Source organism: Nocardia arthritidis NBRC 100137 (assembly GCF_001612765.1).
GTDB lineage: Bacteria > Actinomycetota > Actinomycetes > Mycobacteriales > Mycobacteriaceae > Nocardia > Nocardia arthritidis.
Genome location: NZ_BDBB01000008.1, coordinates 178,759 through 197,930 on the forward strand (window position 1 = coordinate 178,759; position 19,172 = coordinate 197,930).

The 19,172-nt window shown below is 67.3% G+C and carries 19 protein-coding genes and 1 pseudogene; 8 read left to right on the forward strand and 12 right to left on the reverse strand.

Going from position 1 to position 19,172, the window contains the following annotated elements; genetic code table 11:
- Positions 1-186: 186 nt before the first annotated feature.
- The 3 genes from NA8_RS08530 to NA8_RS34920 form a co-directional block, all read right to left on the reverse strand.
- Complete coding sequence (locus NA8_RS08530; protein WP_063049825.1) at positions 187-672, reverse strand: DUF2505 domain-containing protein; 486 nt, start codon at positions 670-672, stop codon at positions 187-189.
- 225 nt (positions 673-897) lie between these two features.
- On the reverse strand, positions 898-1,116 hold the full coding sequence (locus NA8_RS33585; protein ID WP_063049826.1) for a hypothetical protein: 219 nt from the start codon (positions 1,114-1,116) through the stop codon (positions 898-900).
- A gap of 124 nt (positions 1,117-1,240) precedes the next feature.
- Positions 1,241-1,447: a hypothetical protein gene (locus NA8_RS34920; protein WP_063049827.1), complete on the reverse strand. Its 207-nt coding sequence runs from the start codon at positions 1,445-1,447 to the stop codon at positions 1,241-1,243.
- 143 nt (positions 1,448-1,590) lie between these two features.
- Between NA8_RS34920 and NA8_RS08545 the strand changes: the two genes are divergently transcribed.
- Entirely contained in the window at positions 1,591-2,262 is a 672-nt protein-coding gene (locus NA8_RS08545) for a cyclase family protein (RefSeq protein WP_063049828.1), read from the forward strand.
- A 270-nt stretch (positions 2,263-2,532) separates the two neighbouring features.
- Here NA8_RS08545 and NA8_RS35690 read toward each other — a convergent pair.
- Both NA8_RS35690 and NA8_RS08555 read right to left on the reverse strand, forming a co-directional pair.
- Positions 2,533-2,861, reverse strand: a pseudogene (locus tag NA8_RS35690) (enoyl-CoA hydratase-related protein).
- 293 nt (positions 2,862-3,154) lie between these two features.
- Positions 3,155-4,057, reverse strand: coding sequence for a LysR family transcriptional regulator (locus NA8_RS08555; RefSeq protein ID WP_063049829.1), 903 nt, complete (start codon positions 4,055-4,057; stop codon positions 3,155-3,157).
- Between the two features lie 188 nt (positions 4,058-4,245).
- On the opposite strand from NA8_RS08555, the gene NA8_RS08560 reads away from it, so the two are divergent.
- Positions 4,246-4,539 carry a DUF1330 domain-containing protein gene (locus tag NA8_RS08560; RefSeq protein WP_063049830.1) on the forward strand — a complete coding sequence of 98 codons (294 nt, stop codon included), beginning with the start codon at positions 4,246-4,248 and terminating at the stop codon, positions 4,537-4,539.
- Between the two features lie 145 nt (positions 4,540-4,684).
- Here NA8_RS08560 and NA8_RS08565 read toward each other — a convergent pair whose 3' ends face one another.
- On the reverse strand, positions 4,685-5,521 hold the full coding sequence (locus tag NA8_RS08565) for a DUF3558 family protein (RefSeq protein WP_157106591.1): 837 nt from the start codon (positions 5,519-5,521) through the stop codon (positions 4,685-4,687).
- A 519-nt stretch (positions 5,522-6,040) separates the two neighbouring features.
- Here NA8_RS08565 and NA8_RS08570 point away from each other — a divergent pair.
- The gene (locus NA8_RS08570) at positions 6,041-6,802 is read left to right on the forward strand and encodes a 3-hydroxyacyl-CoA dehydrogenase (RefSeq protein WP_063049832.1); all 762 of its coding nucleotides are present in this window, start codon (positions 6,041-6,043) and stop codon (positions 6,800-6,802) included.
- Between the two features lie 51 nt (positions 6,803-6,853).
- Here the strand turns inward: NA8_RS08570 and NA8_RS08575 are convergent, their stop codons facing one another.
- Together NA8_RS08575 and NA8_RS08580 are read right to left on the reverse strand one after the other, a co-directional pair.
- A complete protein-coding gene (locus NA8_RS08575) occupies positions 6,854-7,792 on the reverse strand; it encodes a hypothetical protein (protein ID WP_157106592.1) in 939 nt (312 codons plus the stop codon).
- Positions 7,793-7,879: 87 nt separating this feature from the next.
- On the reverse strand, positions 7,880-8,641 hold the full coding sequence (locus NA8_RS08580; RefSeq protein ID WP_063049834.1) for a bestrophin-like domain: 762 nt from the start codon (positions 8,639-8,641) through the stop codon (positions 7,880-7,882).
- A gap of 709 nt (positions 8,642-9,350) precedes the next feature.
- Between NA8_RS08580 and NA8_RS08585 the strand changes: the two genes are divergently transcribed.
- Both NA8_RS08585 and NA8_RS08590 read left to right on the forward strand, forming a co-directional pair.
- On the forward strand, positions 9,351-10,466 hold the full coding sequence (locus NA8_RS08585) for a hypothetical protein (protein ID WP_063049835.1): 1,116 nt from the start codon (positions 9,351-9,353) through the stop codon (positions 10,464-10,466).
- A gap of 353 nt (positions 10,467-10,819) precedes the next feature.
- A complete protein-coding gene (locus tag NA8_RS08590) occupies positions 10,820-12,091 on the forward strand; it encodes a cytochrome P450 family protein (RefSeq protein ID WP_063049836.1) in 1,272 nt (423 codons plus the stop codon).
- Positions 12,092-12,154: 63 nt separating this feature from the next.
- Here the strand turns inward: NA8_RS08590 and NA8_RS08595 are convergent, their stop codons facing one another.
- Positions 12,155-12,361: a hypothetical protein gene (locus tag NA8_RS08595; protein WP_157106593.1), complete on the reverse strand. Its 207-nt coding sequence runs from the start codon at positions 12,359-12,361 to the stop codon at positions 12,155-12,157.
- 129 nt (positions 12,362-12,490) lie between these two features.
- On the opposite strand from NA8_RS08595, the gene NA8_RS08600 reads away from it, so the two are divergent.
- Positions 12,491-13,366 (forward strand): DUF4231 domain-containing protein, encoded by an 876-nt coding sequence (locus NA8_RS08600; protein ID WP_063049838.1) that lies wholly within the window; start codon positions 12,491-12,493, stop codon positions 13,364-13,366.
- 301 nt (positions 13,367-13,667) lie between these two features.
- Positions 13,668-14,051 carry a VOC family protein gene (locus tag NA8_RS08605; RefSeq protein ID WP_063049839.1) on the forward strand — a complete coding sequence of 128 codons (384 nt, stop codon included), beginning with the start codon at positions 13,668-13,670 and terminating at the stop codon, positions 14,049-14,051.
- A gap of 131 nt (positions 14,052-14,182) precedes the next feature.
- Here NA8_RS08605 and NA8_RS08610 read toward each other — a convergent pair whose 3' ends face one another.
- The 3 genes from NA8_RS08610 to NA8_RS08620 all read right to left on the reverse strand — a co-directional run bounded on the left by NA8_RS08610 (position 14,183) and on the right by NA8_RS08620 (position 18,191).
- A complete protein-coding gene (locus tag NA8_RS08610) occupies positions 14,183-14,623 on the reverse strand; it encodes a hypothetical protein (protein ID WP_063049840.1) in 441 nt (146 codons plus the stop codon).
- 122 nt (positions 14,624-14,745) lie between these two features.
- Entirely contained in the window at positions 14,746-16,338 is a 1,593-nt protein-coding gene (locus NA8_RS08615) for a serine hydrolase (RefSeq protein WP_063049841.1), read from the reverse strand.
- A 131-nt stretch (positions 16,339-16,469) separates the two neighbouring features.
- On the reverse strand, positions 16,470-18,191 hold the full coding sequence (locus tag NA8_RS08620; protein ID WP_063049842.1) for an FAD-dependent oxidoreductase: 1,722 nt from the start codon (positions 18,189-18,191) through the stop codon (positions 16,470-16,472).
- 186 nt (positions 18,192-18,377) lie between these two features.
- Between NA8_RS08620 and NA8_RS08625 the strand changes: the two genes are divergently transcribed.
- Entirely contained in the window at positions 18,378-19,073 is a 696-nt protein-coding gene (locus NA8_RS08625) for a TetR/AcrR family transcriptional regulator (protein ID WP_063049843.1), read from the forward strand.
- The last annotated feature ends 99 nt before the right edge of the window (positions 19,074-19,172 follow it).

The window sequence follows — 19,172 nt, forward strand, 5'->3', positions numbered from 1 at the left end:
CACACGGCCTTCCTGAGGAGGCTGGACGAAACAGGCCCACGGTATGCCGCGCATGCCTCGGCGGGCAAGGCGACGTCGCGCTTGTTGGGGTCGATAGCCACTGCGGTTGGGGTTTCGCTGGGAACAGCCACAAAAACGCCGTCGCCTGGACCGAGCCTCCCGAATGCCGCTGGCGAGGGGCCGGGGTCAGTAGTCGGTGATCCAGGTGTCGGTGAACTCCGCCTCGGTGGCCAGCATGTCGAGTAACCGGGCCACGATGGCTGCCTCGATCCTCTTGCCGAACAACGGGATACCGACTTCGGCGGCACCGGCCACCACCGCCTCGGCCGCGGTATCGCTCTCGGTGAGCCGGACGGTGCCGCTCACCTGGGCGGGCACACCTTCGACGCGGGCTTCGAAACTGCCGCCCTCGCGGGTGTAGGTCTCGGAGCGGGTGATGACCAGGCCTTCGGGCCGCACCGCGGTGATGGCGCTGGGCAGCGCCGCCGCCGGAACGGTCTGCACCATCCGCACGTGCAGGCGGTCCTCGGCGGCGTCGAACTCGACGAGCTGTGCGTCGGCCCCGCCGACCTCCTCGATGCGGTCTTTCCAGTACCGCTCGTCGGCCAGCGCCGCACGAAGCGCGTCGGCCGAATGGGAGTAGGTGGCCGTGTACGCCAAGGGGGTCGCCATACCGGCACACGCTACCTGCTGCCACGCGCTTCACCGCCGGTGAACCGCCGACGCCACGACGCCGGACACCCACTGAATCGCGCTGGGAAACAAGAGGTTCGATAGCAGACTGCCAGCGGATCGGTGTCCGCGGCCCGGTCGAGGACGAGAGTGATTGCGATCAACCGGTGCCGCCGCGGGCAGCGATAGTACAAGCCGATTTTGCTATCACCGATTGGGTGGCGCTCAGATCGGGCAGCCGCCCGCTGTGCTGGAGGGGGCCGCGAAAATGTCCAGCGCGAATTTGCGGTGAGAGCGGACGAGTTTCTCGTATTGCAAGCGGTTGTAGGCCAGCGGGAGCAGCAACAGCCGATCCGGCAGCAGGCGCCACGCCCTGCCGCCGTCGATCTGGCGCAAAGTGGCGAACAGATCTGCCGGGGGCGCCGCGACGTAGGCGCCCGCCACGTCGATCTCGGGGGCGTAGGTGGGGCGAGCTCGGCTGCGGGTGCTGAACCGCCACGGCCTTGGGAGTGCCTCGGCGTGGTCCAGATCGTCGCGCGGGCTACCCCGCCGGCCGCGGGGACAGCCTTCAGGGAAGACGCATCAGCTGCCGGGAGAGCGTGAACAGACGGCGGGCGAGTCTGATGACCGGGATGCCCAGTGGAAGCAGGAGGATCGTCACGCACAGCACCGCGCCGACGAGCCACAGCACAGCGGCGACCAGCCCCAGTACCGTGCCGAGCACGGCGGTGAGGATCCCCAGTATCGGACCGAGTAGACCCTGTAGCAGTCGCATGATGACCTTCCGGTTTCCATTCTGCGCTTCTTCGGGTCGGTGTGCATCAGACGATTTCCACCGGCGAGTCCGAGCGCACCGCGAGTCCTTTGTGTCGTCGTGCCCCGGGCGACTCGGTGCCCTGCGCGGGTACCGTCCCTGGTATGAGCCGAGCGATCGTGGAGCTGTCCCATCCTGTCTCGGACGGCATGCTCATCGATCCGAGCCTGCCCGCACCGCGTGTCACCACGGCGGTGGCACGTGACCGATCGCCGCTGATCGGCATGGGCTACCACATCGCGCGCGTGGATATGGTCGGTCCCACGGGCACCTACATCGACGCGCCTTTCCATTTCCACGCCGGCGGCGCCGACATCGCCGAGCTGCCGTTGGAGCGGTTGTTGAACGTGCCGATCGTGATGATACGTGCGCCGGGCCGCCGCGCGGTGGGGCCGGACGTGCTGGGCGATCCCGCGCGGTTGTGGGGCAAAGCGGTGCTCGTGCACACCGGCTGGTCGGGCAAATGGGGATCGTCCGCGTACCGAGAGCCCGGACATCCGTTCCTGGTCGGCGAGGTCGCCGAGGCGCTGATCGCCGCCAATGTGGCGCTGGTGGGAATCGACTCGTCCGACGTCGACGACACGTCCTTGCCGACGCGGCCGTGCCACCACACGCTGCTCGGTGCGGGCATTCCGATCATCGAGCAGATGACGAATCTGGACGCGGTCCCCGACACCGGCGCCAGGCTGGTCGCGCTTCCTGCGCCGGTGCGTGGGACGGGCTCGTTTCCGCTGCGCGCCGTGGCGTGGACCGAGCACGGCGCAGTGGGCAACTGAGGAAATTTCGATTCGGTATCCGTCGTCGACCGAATCGCGCACCTCGGATCGCCTTCTACAACCGAGGATCTCGAGGCCGGAACGGCGGGACCGCCAGATCGTCGCCGAAGATGTCCGGGAGGTCGCGGTCGACGCTGTCGGAGAATCGGGCGGGCCGCTTCTCCAGGAAGGCCGTCACGCCTTCCCTGGCGTCGGCGGCGGCGCCCGGTGGTAGATGCCGCGAGATTCGATGCGGCGGGCGATCATCGGATGCTCGGCTCCGAGGTTGCGCTACATTATCTGCCGAGACAGCGCCACCGACACGGGCGCGGAATGCTCGGTAACCCGGCGGGCGAGCGCGCGAGCCTCGTCGACCAGTGTGTCCGCGGGATGCAGCGCGGAGGACAATCCCGCGTCGAGCGCTTCGCCCGCTTCGACGAGACGGCCCGAGTACACCCAGTCCAGCGCGGTCTGCTTCGGTACCAGGCGGCGCAGGAACCAACTGGAACAACGATGCCGCGGCGATTGAAGACAAACCCGATGCGGGCGTTGTCGACGGCCAGCCGGAAGTCCGCCGCGAGCGTCACGGTGATGCCCACGCCGACGGCGGGGCCGTTCACGGCGGCGATGACGGATTGCGGGAGTCGAACATGCGTTCGAATTCACGCCGGAGGTGGTGAGGCGATGTCCGCAGGCGAGCCGGTTCAGCTCGGTCACCGTCGCGTGGGTGGCGGCGAGCATGATGCTGTCGCCTCCGGCGGTGCGGTCGGCCAGCCACCCGGCGAACGCGGCGTCGGCGATGGCGGCGGTACAGATCGCAAGGAGAGATCGAACGGGCCGGAACGGACTCCCTAGGGCGTAAGGTCTTCGGCCTCGCCACCGCAGGCGTCCGTCTCGCTTGACCTCTTGCGCGTCAGTCCGGCAGCCAGTGCAGCTCGTGCGCCAGGGTTTTGGCGACGGCACGGATGCGGCGGTGTAGCGGCGACTGCTCGCGTGGGAGGACCAGGTGGATCGTCAGGCTGGGCGCGCCCCGCAGCGGTCGCCAGGTGAGACCGGCCGGTTGTGTCGTGACCGCGGCTTCACCGGCCGGGGCGAGGGTGAGCCCGTCGTGTAGGTCGCGCTGAGACATGTCGAAAGAGACTGCGGGCGTGCGGAATCGGGGGATCGGCCGGGTGTCGCGGAACAGTGCGGACAGCTGATCGTGGATCACGGGGTTGGCCGTACGGTCGGGGAGTCGCAGCGGATACGCGGCCGCGTCGGCGATCTCGATCTCCGGGTGTTCGGCCAGCGGATGATGCTGCGCCAGCTGGACCCCGACGCGCTGACGCCGCAGCAGGAACCGGCGTACGCCACGCCCCGGCTGTTCACCGCGGGTGATCCCCGCATCGATGCGGCCGTCGGCGACCGCGGGGGAGATCTCCGGTGTCGCCATCGGGACCGCGCCGACCTCGAGTCCCGGGCTGCTGCGAATGAGCCTGTCCACCAGGGCCGGTGCCGTCCCGGCCCCGGCGCTGAGACTGTATCCGATGCGCAGCGTGCCCAGTTCACCGGCCCCCGCGCTCCGGGCGGTGTCCCATGCCCGGTCCAGCGCCGCCAGCGCGGGCGCCGCGGACTCCGCCAAAGCCGCACCGGCCGTGGTCAATACGACGCTACGCGTGTTGCGAACCAGCAGGGCCGTACCGAGTTCCGCCTCCAATCGGCGCATCCGGGCGCTGAGCGCGGGCTGTGCGATACCGATCCGTGCGGCGGCGCGGGTGAAGTTCAACTCCCGCGCCAGCACCAGGAAGTACCGCAGGCTCACCGTATCCGGCGCCACGTGCCCTCCCTATCGATTGATAACGATCCGTTCTGAGTCTATCGCGTACCGGTCTTTCCCTCGACCGCACATCAAGCCCTAGCCTGCGCATATGACGATTCAACTGACCGCAGTGCCCGTCGCCGGGACCGATCGATCTGAGTGTCAATTCGAAGTCGGACGTGTCCGGCCGAACACGGGAGGTTTCCATGGCTAAGGGCTACTGGGTCAGCGTCTACCCCGCCATTTCCGACCCTGAGAGGCTGACTGCCTACAACGAGCTGGCCCGTCCGGCTGTCCAGGCTGGGGGAGGGCGCGTCCTGTCGCGTGGCGGTCGAGTCGTCGCCCACGAGGCCGGAATCACGCAACGCGTCGTTCTGATCGAGTTCGACAGCTTTGAACAGGCCGTCGCGGCATACGAGAGCGAGGCATACCAGAAGGCGCTGGTGGCCCTCCCCGACGGCGTCGAGCGCGACTTCCGCATCGTCGAAGGCATCGACTGACCGCCGGGGCCCAGTTCCCGCGGTGTCTTTGCGTCATCGGATAGCGCAGATGAAGAGCATGCTGTCGGTTCTGCGACGACCTGTTCTGCCACATGCTGGTTGCCGATGTTCAGCCGCTGGACCCGCTCTCAGCGCGGTGTCCGGGTCAACGGCCGGTGGGGAAGTGCTGGGTCAGAGGGACTGCCAGGCGGGTGAGTTCGGTGCACAGGGCGTCTCGGTCGCCCGAGGTTTCGGTCGATGCCCGCACCTCGACGACGCCGGTCTTGATGCCATCCTGTGTGCCCTGGGGGATGTCGAACAGGAGGCAGCAGAACTCACCGGGTACGTCGCTGGGCACGGCGAGCAGGGCACGCCGATCGCCCACCATGACCGGCCGGGGTTGGGTGAAGACCTCGTAGGCCCAGTCCGTGAACCGACTGTCCCGAGTGAATACGGCCACATAGTACGTTGGGCCGGTCCACCGGCACTGTTTCGCCTCCGGGTACGGGGTGTCCGTCTTCTTCGACTGTGGATTCAGGCCCACCGCCGCGACGTCGGCGTCGGGGATCGTACACGGATCCCAGACCGGTTGGGGCGCAGTCGGTGTCGTGAGGTCCGGGGCCGTGGTAACAATGGAAGCGGAGGTGGTCGCGGACTCGGGCCGGAACGTCTTGCGTGGCAGGCTCGCCGAAAGACTGTGGATGAGCGCGGCCGCGATGGATTCGGCGCCGGAGGCGAGGTCGTTACGCAATCCCGGTGAGTCACCGGTGGGCGGAGTGCCACTTGACCCGGACCAGTTCAGTCCTCGGGTGTGGACGTTGACGGCGAGGTTCCCGAGCCTGGTTTGCACCGTCACCGCAACCTGGTTCTTCCCCACGGGCAGGGTCACGATGTCGGCGTGATCGCCGATGCCGCGTATGGGTGCCGGAGCTCCACTTGCCGAGGTGGGTTCGGCCGTGGTGGACGTCGTGGTCTGCCCGACCACGGCTGGGGTTTTCCACACCCAGAGATCGATCCTCGCCGTGCGCGAAAGAGGCTCGGGCGTGGACACCTTGTCGAGGTGCGGAATCGGATCCTCGTAGGTGACCGTGCAGGTGAGCGTCTGCCCGGCCGCGTTGTCGAGCTTGGATGTGGTGACAGGCTGCGCACCCCCCGTCGGCAGAGCGCCCGCGAATTGGTGCAGCGCATCGCCCGCCGCGGTGCCGACCTCAGCGCACGATGTAGGTAGTGCCGAGTATCCGGACGGGTACTGCGGCCCGGTACCGCGCGACGCATGACTCCGGCTCCCTGTTCGAGTTGCCGGATCCGTTTGTGGGCCTCGCGCAGCTCAGTGGACTCGTCCGGGGCGGCTATATCGTCGACTCGGATGAGAATGGCTGTTTACTTAATCCTCTGTGGACGGTTAGCCTGTCGCCGTGTGCCGATTGGTCACGACGCCTGGCTCCCCGTCCCGGGGTGGCAGCGGAAACCGGTCGGCCGACGTTTCGCGCCGTTGTTCGGCAACCCGGAGAAGAGGAGTGGGATGGAGATCAGCAACGCGGTCGCTGCGGTGACCGGTGGTGCGTCGGGACTCGGCTTGGCGACCGTGCGGGAGCTGCACGGCAAGGGCGCGAAGGTCGTGATCGTCGACCTGCCGTCGTCCTCCGGCGAGGCCGTCGCCAAGGAACTCGGCGACGGCGTGGTCTTCGCCGCGGCCGACGTCACGAACGAAGAGCAGGTCTCCGCCGCACTCGATGCCGCGCAAGAGCTGGGCGACCTGCGCATCGCGGTGAACTGCGCGGGCATCGGTAACGCCATCAAGACCGTGGGCAAGAACGGGGCATTCCCGTTGGCGGACTTCACCAAGGTGATCAACGTCAACCTGGTCGGCACCTTCAACGTGATCCGGCTGGCCGCCGAACGGATCGCCAAGACCGATCCGGTGGGCGAGGAGCGGGGTGTCATCATCAACACCGCGTCGGTGGCGGCGTTCGACGGCCAGATCGGGCAGGCGGCGTACTCGGCGTCCAAGGGCGGGATCGTGGGCCTGACCTTGCCGGTGGCGCGTGACCTCGCGGCGATCAAGATCCGGGTGGTGACCATCGCGCCGGGACTTTTCCACACTCCGCTGTTCGCCACGCTGCCCGACGAGGCCATCGCATCCCTGGGCGCGCAGGTCCCGCACCCTTCGCGACTCGGTGACCCGGCCGAATACGCCGCGCTCGCGCGGCACATCGTGGAGAACCCGATGCTCAACGGCGAGACCATCCGTCTCGACGGTGCCATCCGGATGGCGCCGCGCTGAGGTCGTGCGAAAGGGCGTGAACCGGGCGAGTGCGCCGTACCTCTCGCTCGGTCAGCGGGTTCGTTTGGGGCCGGGTGATATACGGATACCGACGACGGTGATGACCGTGACCACCAATACCGTCATGAGCCTCATGAGGTTCCATACCTCAGGGTCTCGGGGCGGTTCGGCGGCTTGTACGTCCTTTCCCCGTTGACGGCTGGGCGGGGACGAGGGCAGCGCGGGGAGGGGGCCTTCGGCCTGGAGTGGTATCTGCGTCGCGATGGCGGCCGGTGACGGAACGATACGGAATTCGGGGATGGGCGGGCCGAGTTCGAGTGGGGTCATGGGCACCGGCGGCGGGGTGGGAAGCAGCAGCAAGCAGGTCAGCAATGCGCTGCCGGAGAAGGCGCTGCCGACGCCCGCGCTGCCGAGGGCCGATCCGCTCGACCCCGGCCCGACGAGGCTCGATCCCGGGCCGATGAGGCTGGATCCGAAGGAGCCGAAACCGCTGCCGGTCGCGAGCCCGAGCAGGAGTAATGCGCTGCCCGTCGCGGCGCTGCCGGCACATGCCGACTGGACGCTGCCCGTGTCGAGTTGCAGCGTCTCGGCCGGACTGCCCGCCATGACGTCCGGGTGGGCCGTCGTGTCCGCCGTGCGGGATGTGCCGTCGCCGGGTTGCCCACGGCCGGTGGCGAGAGGGCCGCCACGAGCTCCGCCGACTTCGGCGCTGCCGGTTGCTGAAAGACCGGCGCTGCCGGAAGGTAACCGAACCGGACCGAGAGCCAAAGACCCACCGCTGGTCGCGCCCTCGGCGTCGAGACCCGAGGCGCTGCCGGACGATGGGGTGCCTGCGTCGGGGCTGGAACCATTGCCGGTGTTCACGATATCGGAGCCGGGGGCTGCGCCCGAACTCCCCGTCGCCAGGTCGCCGAGGGGCAGCCAGGGCAGCGGGTCTGCTGATGCTTCCAGCGGTCGAGCCGTGAGTGCCGCGAGGGTCAGCGGCAGCATCGCGGTGGCCAATCCTCGTGCCAACCGATGTGTTCGAGTTGCTCGCATATGCAGTCGCCTCGTCGTAGTCGAAACCGGTCCGGAAGGTCACGTGGTGTGCTGATACCGGGACAGAGCGAGTTCGAAGGCTTCCTTCGGGACCACGTTCCCGCCGGAGAACGGCTCGTCGAGGTTGTAGATCGCCCGGATCACCACCCCGACGATGGCGCCGAGCAGCGCGGTGGTCACGACACTGCGCTTGGTGATCTGCACGCCGGAGAGGACCACGCTGAACAGCAGGAGGACCGTGCAGATCCACATGGCCAGATAGAGAAAGCCGGGAACCCGGTAACCGGCGTCCAGCGCACGGTCGGCGCGCGCTTGGGCCACGGCGTCGAGGCTGGTCAGAGCGCTGGCACGAAGCGAGTCGACCTCGGCGTCCGCGGTGTCCACCGCGGCCACCGCGTCGCGCAGGGTGTCGAGGGTGTCCTGGGTGGACTGACTGAGATGCCCGTCGTCGGCCATAACGGTCCATTCCCGGGTGAGGACTTGCTCGGTGTAATCGCGCACCAGGCCCTGGATTCGCGTGTGGTCGGACTCGGGCATTCCGTGCGCGGCCCAGTACGTATCGATGAGCGCCTTGGCTTCGGCGATGGTGTGATTGCGCGCGTTGTCGTACTGCTGCCAGGCGATCACCACGATGAACGCCACCACCGCCATGAAGATCGTGTTGATCAGGTTGAGCACCAACGCGCCGACCGTGTCGTCGTCGGTCTGCCGCCAGGTCTTCGGATGTAGGCGATCCCCGGCCAGGAAGACGACCACCGCAACGAGCGCGGTGAGAGCAGGCACGAGAAATTCGAAGGCCATGCGGGGACTCCGTTCTGTCTGAGAGGTTCTCGCGACCGCCGCGTCGGCGACGTTCCGCAGGCCTGTCGCACTACGGGGGTTGGTGCATGGGTGTGTCTCGAGCACCGCGGGGCAGCCGGTATCCGAGCTCGGAGGGTGCGCCGGTCCTCAGTTGTTCTGGGTCGGTGCGAATCCCACGTGCGGGATCGTCTCGGAGCTGAACGGGTGCTCGGTCCTGCGGGGTCGGGCATGGGGTGATCCCGCGAACTCGTCGAGACGCGCATCAGATATCGGTCAGGAGACGAGCCGGGACTGTCTCGACCGGGCGCTCCGATGGTCATGCGTGGCCCTCACCCCCGAGATGGATTCCGAGACCGTCGACGATGGAGCTGTCGAGGGTCTGCGTTCGTTCGGATCAGATCTGTGGTGCACAGCAAATCGATACGCGACACGGTGCCCGTGCGAACCAGGCGCCGTGGAAATCTTCCACCCAGCAAGTCATTCTGGACGACATTGATGTTAGACCGCGAATCAACCTGCGTGTGGCGAAATTTCGGAGATAGGTCATGGCAGTGCGGATGGCCGGGAACGTCGCGTGCTTCTCCATAGCGTGGGAACATCAGGGATGCGGGAACGGAGCGGGTCCGTGTACGCTTGCACAGCTACCGATCGGCGTAACAGGACTGCCCTGGTTCGCGAAACCCGCGTCCAGACAACAGAAGAGCCACAGATGACCAGATTCGCGCATTATGTCGGCACCCTGCCTGCCGAACTGATGACGGGTGATCGCGCCGTCATGCAATGGTTTGCCGACCACAGCGAGGGACGGCCGGTCACGGCGGTGCCTTGCGACCTCGATCCGGACTGGATCTTCGACTACCTGCGCACGCGCAAGCAGCATGCCGACGTCTTCGAGATCGTCCGGGCGGGCGAGTACACCGACTACAGCGATTTTCCCAGCTACGGTGTGCGGCCCGGGTGCACCCTGGAACCGCGGCACGTCTCGATGAACCGCGTCGAGCGCATCGGCAAGGTCGTGGACGCGTTCGAGGCGCTGCGCCGCGACCGGCCGGAGCTGGCGAAGACGAAAGTGCAGATAAGTCAACCGAACCCGTTGGATCTCGCGATGTTCGTCTTCGCGGGCGCCGCGGTCTCCGCCGGGCTCCCGGTCGGGCCGGCGGTGCGAGGTTCCCGGTTCGTGGTCGGTGCGCTGCGGCAGCTACCGGTGTTCACCGAAGCCGTATTGCAGGAGATGACGCAGGTCGTCGAGCGGTACGGCGACCGCGTCGTCTTTCAGGTGGAGTCGCCCATCGCGCTGCTGAGCATGGTCAAAGCCGAGCAACTACGTTCGCAATGGGCGCTGGCGCCGCTCGTCGCGCGGCAGCTCGCCGGTTTTCTCGGGCGGATGCACGAGGTCGGGGCGGACGCGATCGTGCACCTGTGCTACGGCGACTATCAGCACAAGAGTCTGCTGACTCCACGCAGTCTCGCCCCGTCGGTGAAGTTGCTGCGTCGTACCGCACGGTTGCTGAACAAACAGGGGACGCCACTACCCCCGGTGCATATCCCGTGCGCCTACGGCGCCGAACCGGCACCGCTGGATCCGCGGTTCTACGCACCGCTGCGCAAGCTCGACGCCGAGTGGAGAGTGATCGCCGGTGTCGTCTCCCCGGACGCCCGCGCGGACAGCGCCCGCGCGCTCGCTCTCTTCGAACAAGCGGCCGGACGCGCGGCCTACGGAGTCGCCACCGCGTGCGGCCTCGGCCGATGCACCGTCGACGACGCGAGGCGGGCGGTCGCTACCACGGTCTCGTTGACCGGCGTCGGTGACGAACGCGAGCCGTAATCCGCCCGGTGGTAGCCGACGGCCGGTGGCCGCGGACGGCGTGCCACGTCCTCCGCGCGTCGAGACCAGCTCGAGCCGGCTCGCAACAACCGTGCGGTTGCCGACCAGCGCCTCCGCTGAGGTATCGCCGTCGGATACGTCCAATTGCGTTGTCGCGAACCCGCTCTCGTGTGTTCGCCCGCGCCGCCTTCGTCAGCGCCACGATCGGAGCGTTGCTATGTTGCTAGCGTAGGCGGGTCGCCGAGCTCTGGATAACAGATCTCGGCAGGCACGTGTACCCGCTCACTGACCACGATCGTCGAATTGCTGTTCCATAACCTGGAGTCACGTTCTTGACCACACCACAGTCCCCGATGGCCGCACCGCACACCACTGGAACCGGAGCGTGCCCCGTCCAGCACGGATCCCCGACGGAGACGGACGCCCCGCGCGTCGAGCTGTACACCAAGGAGTTCGTCGCGGACCCGCATCGCGCGTACCGGGAGATGCGCCGCAAGCACGGCTCGCTGGTTCCGATCGAGTTGGCGCCCGGTGTACCTGCCACCCTGGTGATCGGCTACCAGACGGCGGTGCGCATCCTCAGCGATCCCGACCATTTCCCCGCCGATCCCCGCACGTGGCAGAAGACCATCCCCTCGGACTCACCCGTGCGGCCGATGATGGAGTGGTATCCGGCCGCGCGGTACAACACCGGCCTCGCACATGACCGCTATCGGCATGCCTCCGTCGACGCCATCGACGGGATCGATTTGTTCGACGTGCCGACTATGGTCGAGAAGCTCGCTGTCCCGCTGATCAATTCCTTCTGCGAAGCCGGGTCCGCCGACCTGGTGACCCAGTACGCGTTTCCGCTCGTTCTCGAAGTCCTCAACGAGATGGTCGGTTGCCCGGCCGAGATCGGCGAGCGGGTCGCGACCGGTATGGCCGCCCGCTTCGACACCGTCCGGGGGCCCGAGGGCATGAAAATGCTCAAGGAAGCGTTGATGCAGCTCATCCGGCTCAAGCGCCGGGAACCCGGCGACGACGTCACCTCGCGGCTGGCGCATCACACGACCGACCTCGACGACATCGAGATCTTCGCCCAGCTCATGAGCTTCTACGGTGCCGGTTTCGAAGCGCAGCGCAATCTGATCACCAACGCCGTGCTGCTGATGATCACCGACGACCGGTTCCGCTTCGGCGACGTCCTCGGACGCAACCTGTCCACCACCGACGCTCTCGACGAGGTCTTGTTCAACGACCCGCCGATGGCGAACTTCTGCACGACGTATCCCCGGCAGCCGATCATGGTCGACGGTGTCTGGTTGCCCGCGGACCAGCCGGTCGTCATCAGCCTCGCCGGTTGCAACAACGACCCGGAGATCCGCGGGACCGACGAACCCGGCGGCAGCCGGATCGGCAATCGCTCCCATCTGGCATGGAGCGCGGGCCCGCACGCCTGCCCGGCCAAATCCGTCGCGTACATGACGGTGCAGAACGCCATCGATCAGCTGTTCGACGCCCTGCCCGAAATCCAGCTGGGCAGGCCCAAGAACGAACTGCAATGGCGGCCGGGCCCGTTTCACCGGGCTCTGACGGCTTTGCCGGTCGCCTTCCCCAAGTCCGCGCCGGTGCGCATCGGGTAGGACGGGTAGCGAACGGGCCGACGCCGCATGAGATGACAACGATGTGCCCGGGCTGTTGCTGGTTCATACTGGCGTGGCGTCGATGGCGGCAGTAGTCGTGGTCTGGGCGCGTGGGCCGCAGTTGATGCCGGTCGCGCTGGGCGTCTGGGTACTGGCGGCCGGGGTGACGGTGGAGAAACCGACGGGACGCTGCGTCCCGCGCCGGAACTGGAGCCTGCCGTCCTCGGCCTCGTGTTCCTGCCGGCTCCGCAGGTTCGCCGTGGATGACACGGCATCCGTCGCGGGACATGGATCTGTAGCAGGGAAAGTCCGCAATTCCAGAGCAGCGCAAATGGATTCGAGCGACACCGGTTGCCTGTTACGCTTCGGCCATGTCGGTTCGAACGCGCCTCGCGGCCCGTGCGGCACGCTGACGACTACCCCGGGCTGTTCCAGTCCGCGGACACGGCGTCGCTGTACGGCCAGAAGTTCTATCTCCGCGCCTACGGAGCTCGGCTCTGGCTGGCGGTGGTGGCGGCGGCGTGCGCGGCGTTCACCGTCCGCGTCGGCTCCGCGCGTACGGATGTAGCGGCCATCCTGACCGCCATGGCCTTCGTCGGAATCCTCGCCGTCGACGTGGGTGTCCTGCGCGGCCGTCCGGGTAAGTCCTGGTACGAAGGTCGCGCGCTCGCCGAGTCGGTGAAAACCTTGACCTGGAAGTACGCGGTGCGGGGTGCGCCGTTCGCCGGGACGCTGTCCCCGGCCGAGGCCGATCGGATGCTGATCGAGCGCATCATGCTGCTGCGCCAAGACATCTCGGCGCTCGCCCTGCGTCCGACCACCGCGCCGACCATCACCGACCGCATGCGGCAGCTGCGTTCGGCCCCGTTCGACGAACGGCGCCGCGTCTATCTGGACGATCGCATCAGGGAACAACAACGATGGTATGCGGCCAAATCCGGCTATCACCAACGCAGATCGCAGGTATACGGCACGCTGGCACTCGTTTTCGAGGTGGCGGGTGTGGCCGGTGCGCTGGCGAAGGCGTTCAACGCGGTCACTTTCGACCTCGCAGGCATTTTCGCGGCCGCGGTCGCGGGCCTGGCCGCTTGGTCGTCGGCCCGCCAGCACAGCACCGGTGCCGCTGCCTATGCCGTCGCGTCGAACGAACTGAGCATCGTCGCCGAAGTGCTGGAACAGAACGGCACCGAAGCAGCCTGGGCGGACGCGGTATCCGACGCCGAGGAAGCGATCAGCCGCGAACATACTCTCTGGCGAGCTTCGCACGGCGATTAACACCCGCGACGGCGACCGTCTTTCATCGGACGTCCGATGGTCCGGCGTGGCTGCCGGATTTGACCGGGGACAGCGCTTACCATGATCACGCTGTGTGACGTGGCGGCGTCGCATGGCGAACGGGGAAGCGGCCCGTCCGGCGGAAGCGTGACGCCGGGCGGGCCGTTGCGTTCGGTCGGTCGGCGCCGGATCGTGCGTTCGCATCCCGGAGGCATGGGGGTGAGCTTGCTTGTGCTGCCGAGTTTGTCGCCGGTCGGGGCGGGTAGGCAACGACGAATGGCGTAGGTCAGGAGGTCGGAGTATGACATCGAACAATGCCGTCGGACAGTTGCGCAGCGTCGTGCTGGACTGCCCCGAACCGCGAAAACTCGCCCGGTTCTACCGGGACCTGCTCGGGGGAGACCTGCTAGAGGACGATGACGACGACTGGGTGGTGCTGGTCGAGACCTCGGGCAGGCGCATCGCGTTTCAGACGGCGCCGCAGTACAAACCGCCGCGTTTCCCGGACCCCGAGGCGTCTCAGCAGGTTCATTTCGACGTGTTGGTGGACGACATCGAGCAAGCCGAACCGGCGGCGCTCGCCTTGGGGGCGACACTCGTGCAAGGCGAAACCGGCGGAGCGTTCCGTGTTTACGCCGATCCGGTGGGGCACACGTTCTGTCTGGTATGGCTCTCGGACGAGTGAGCAGCGGACAGGCCGGGCGCACTGCCCGGCCTGTCACTTTCGCAACGATCGCGCGCTATGCGATGAATACCCTGGGTGGGGGATCGGCCAGGGCGTGGCGAGTGCCGGCCGATCAACCTCGAACCCGTCTCTCATTGGGGCGGCGCCGGCCGACGGATGTCGTCGGCCACCGATCCGCCCGCGACGTCGGCCGCGACACCGATCTGCTCCTCGTAAGGATGGTCGACAGGCACGCGGTCGCTGTCGGAGGTGATGTCTCTCAGCCTGTGGTCGTCGTCCTCGAGTCTCCCGCTTTCCTCCGTCTCGGGGGCGCGGTTCGGATCGACGTCCGGCTCCTCCTCGGCGAGCCGGTCCTCGATCGGCCGCGGATGAGCTTGCTCCCACGCTGTCACGCCGTACTTCGTGACGCCGCTCCAGTGTTCCGGTGGGTCCATTCCGGCCTCAAGCGGGTCGGAACGCAGTCGGTCCTCGTCGAGATCCTCGGCGCTGTTGAGCGCCGCCGGATCGGATTCGACCGAGTCGGGTGCGCCCGTGTCCTGCGGCGGGTCATAGGTCTCGTTCGGTTCGGTCATCACTGCCTCCTCTCCTGCATTCAGCGACTTCCCGGAACTGTCGGCAGCAAACCCTCGGAGAGTGGTCCACCAGCGCCCGGGGAGGGGGCACACACCCTGGCCGCGGGTTTACGACGGCGAAGTCATCTTCGGGTGAACACGCCGAGGTGTTCGGTGTCGTAGTACTCGAGAGTGAGCTTGCCGCCCTCGAAGGTCGCCCGGGAGACCGAGCCGCGGTTGGCGTTTTCCCCGGCCGGTGTGAAGACGAAAGTGTCGCCATCCCAGTGCTTCAGTGGGAAGGTCATGTTGTTCGGGCCCAGGCTGAGGGTCAGGGAATTGCCGGTGGCGGCGACGGTCGCCGGACCGTAGTAGGGATTGTCGTAGATGCCCGTATACGAGGCGGACGGTCGGACGGGAGCGGGGTCGGCGGGCGGCTGCTTGCCTGCCAGCGCCCCTGCCGGGGCGCCCAGCGGCTGGAATGCTGTTCGATAGAGCGAGCGCCAGTCCTGCTGGATCTTCCCGAACTGGACCAGGTCGGCGAACTCCGCGTTGAGCGTTTCCGGCACGCCGATCGGCGCCGCGTTGGTGAGTGTCACGATGCCGACGTCGGCGGAGGGAATGAGGGTGAACGCTGTGCCCGCACCGAGGCCGAATGCCCCCGAGTGACCGAGTACGACCCGGCCCGAGGCGGAATCGCTGACGTTGAAACCGAATCCGTAGAACCCGGCGCGCGCGTCCGGCGTCTTCGGTGGCGCCGACACCGCCTGCGGGGAGATGGCGGGCAGAAGATCCTCCGGTGGCACCAGGGCGGTGCCACCCGCGGACCCGTTCGCGAGCACCATTGTCATCCATTTGGCCAGGTCGGCCACCGAGGAACTGACCCCTCCCGCCGGAGACTGGGGGTCCGGTTGACGCTGGGGATTGGCCGGCTCGTACTTCCCGTCGATTAGAACGTGCCCCTCGGCCCGGTTCGCGCGAACCGCGAAGTCGGCGTAGCGGGAGCTGGTCGATGTCATGCCGAGGGGGCGATAGATCGTCTGTTCGGACAACGTCTCCCAGTCGGTTCCCGCCGCGCTGGCGACGGCGACAGCTGCCGCGGTCAGCCCGAAATTGGTGTATTCGTAGGAGTCCCGGAAGGCGCCCAGCGGCAACAGCCGGAGCCGGTCGAGAATCTGCCCGCGGTCGTAGCCGAGGTCCTCCAGCAGGTCACCCGCGTGATCGGGCAGCCCGGAGCGGTGTGCGTACAGGTCGCCGATCGTGACGTGCTCGGTGACGTAGGGATCGGCGAGCGCGAAGGAGGGCAGCAGCCGGTGCACCGGCGTGTCCCATTCGACACCCCCCGCGGCGATGCGGCGGGCCACGACCGTCGCTCCGACCGGTTTGGACAGCGACGCGAGCTGGAAGACCGTATCCGGGTCCACCTTCTCCTCGGTGACGATGTCGCGGACGCCGAAGCCCCTGGTGTACAACACTTTCCCACCGTGCACGACGGCGACCGCCATACCGGGAATACCCGAAGAGGTGAGCAGGCTCTCGGCGAGGTCGTCCAGCTCGCCCACGGCACCATCGATCCGTCCGTCCGGTATCGGCACACCGGCGAACCGGTCGGGCATCACCGTGGAACCGGACGGCGCTCCCACCTCGGAGGAGTCCGCTTCGTCGCCGCCGCACGCGCTCAACGCGAGAATGACCGCCATCGCCGGGGGACCGATCCATCCGCGCCACCGTGTGCTCATCGGTCGCCTCCTGGCTGTCGTAGCGACAAAAGACCAGATAAAGGCTAGTTGAGGGGAGATAGCTGTGCGGCATGTTCTGTCGTCAGCGACCGCGTTTCTTTGAGCCCGCCCGGACGGGACCGGCGGCTGACCTACCCGGCGGCGGGTGTCTCCCGGATCTGCACGATCGGAAGCACCAGCGCCGCGGGCGAACTCGCCGGAACGACCGGGTTCACCGGTGCGATGGGAGCGATGCGCCGGTATCCGGTGCCCACTAGGGGGCGGGCGTCCACCTCGCCCTTGTTGGGCCAGTATGCCGCCGCGCGTTCGGCCTGCGCGGTGATCGTCAGCGACGGGTTGACGCCCAGGTTGGCCGAGACCGCCGCGCCGTCGACCACGCTGAGCGTGGGGTAGCCGTAGACGCGGTGATAGGCGTCGATCACGCCGTGCTCGGCGTCGGCTCCGATCACGGCTCCGCCCAGGAAATGGGCCGTGAGCGGGATGTTGAAGATCTCGCCCCAGCTACCGCCCGCGATGCCGCCGATCTTCTCCGCCACCCGCCTGGTGACGTCGTTGCCCACCGGGATCCAGGTCGGGTTGGGCTCGCCGTGGCCCTGTCTGCTGGTGAGCTTGCGGCCGAACAGGCCGCGCTTGGTGTAGGTGGTGATCGAATTGTCCAGGTGCTGCATGACCAGCGAGATGATGGTCCGTTCGCTCCAGTTCCTGGTGCTCAGGAAGCTGAGCAGGTTCATCGGATGCCGCAGCACCAGGCCCAGGAAGCGCAGCCAGCGTGGTATGCGCCCACCGCCGTCGACCATGAGCGTCTGGAGCAGGCCCATGGCGTTGGAACCCTTGCCGTAGCGGACCGGCTCGATGTGGGTGTCCGGGGTGGGATGGATGGACGAGGTGATCGCGACGCCCTTGGTGAAGTCGACGCCGGGGCGCACCTTCTTGGTGGCCGCGCCGACGATCGATTCCGAGTTGGTGCGCGTGAGCATGCCGAGTCGATCGGACAGGTCCGGCAATACCCCTTTGTCGCGCATGGCGAACAGCAGCTTCTGCGTGCCGCGCGTGCCGGCGGCGAGCACGACGTGCGAAGCGGTGAGCGTCCGGGGCTGCTTGCGAACCCACGCGCCGGTGCGGGCGGTGGACACGTCCCAAGTGCCGTCGGGATGCGGACGCAGCTCGGTAACCGTTGTCATCGGAATGATCTCGGCGCCGGCCTTTTCCGCCAGGTAGAGGTAGTTCTTCACCAAGGTGTTCTTGGCGCCGTACTTGCAGCCCACCATGCAGTCGCCGCACTCGACGCACCCGGTTCGCTCGGGGCCGACGCCGCCGAAGTACGGATCCGGCACCGTCTTGCCCGGCTCGCCGAAGAACACGCCGACGGGAGTCTGCACGAACGTGTCGCCGACGCCCATGTCGTCGGCGACGGCCTTGAAGACCTCGTCGGCGGGCGTCAGGTGCGGATTGCGTACCACGCCGAGCATCTGCTGCGCGCGCTCGTAGTAGGGGGTCAGTTCGTCGCGCCAATCGGTGATGTCACGCCACTGTGCGTCGCGGAAGAACGGCTCCGGCGGCACGTACAGGGTGTTCGCGTAATTCAACGAACCGCCTCCGACGCCCGCGCCGCCGAGGATGAGTACATTGCGCAGCGGATGGATGCGCTGGATTCCGTAGCAGCCGAGCGCGGGCGCCCACAGGAACTTCTTCAGCTCCCAGCTGGTCTCGGGCAACTCGTCGTCGGCGAAGCGCCGGCCCGCCTCCAGCACGCCGACCTTGTAACCCTTCTCCACCAGCCGGAGCGCGGTGACGCTGCCGCCGAACCCCGAACCGACGATCAGCACGTCGAAATCCGTCGTCCGCTGGTCCATGTGGAACTCCTCGATCGTGTCGCCAGTGACTCGGCTAACACTACTCTCCGGTAAGTAGCGGTCCGCAACTCGGCTGGAAACGGCGCATCGCTGCGGTAACTCGGTTTGCCAGCAGTTGCCCGGCCTGTTTTTAGAGCGATGCTCTCATTAGTTGACAACGCTCTCTAAATGACGCATGGTCTTGTCATGCCCACGACACCGCGTGCCCGTGCCAGGGCCCAGACCATGAACGACATCGTCCGGATCGGGCGCGAACACCTGGCGACCGACGGCGCCGCCGCCTTGTCGCTGCGTGCGGTGGCGCGCGATCTCGGCGTGGTCTCCTCGGCGGTCTACCGATATGTCCGCAGTCGCGACGAGTTGCTGACCCTGCTCGTCGTGGACGGCTACAACGCGCTCGGCGACGCGGTCGACGGCGCGCTGGCGGCCGAGGCCGATCCGATCGACGGGTTGCGCGTGCTCGGGCGAACGGTACGGCGCTGGGCGCTGGCCGAACCCGCCCGCTACGGGTTGCTGTTCGGCACGCCGGTCCCCGGTTACGACGCACCCGCTGCCGAGACCATCGCCCCGGGTACCCGCGTGATCGCCACGATGCTTACCCTCTTCGCTCGGGCATACGGAGCGGGCGAACTCGTTGCTCCGGCGGCGGAGCCGCAAATATCCACCGCTCTTGCGGGCAGTTTCACGCGAATTCGCGACCAGTTCCGGCTCGAGGTGCCCGATTGGCTGATCGTCCGCGGCGTGACATTCTGGGTCGGTCTGTTCGGCGCGGTGAGCGCGGACGTTTTCGACATGTACGGCGCCGACACTTTCGCCGACCGGGCCGAATTGTTCGAACTGCAACTCGACGGGCTGCTGGACATGCTCGGTCGCCGCGCGTGATTCCCACCCGCAAAGGGGGAGTCCGCGATAGGTCGTGGCGGCGTGTGTTGCGATGGGTGGCGTGACTTTCTCCGAACTGCCACCCGCACCCGATGTCGG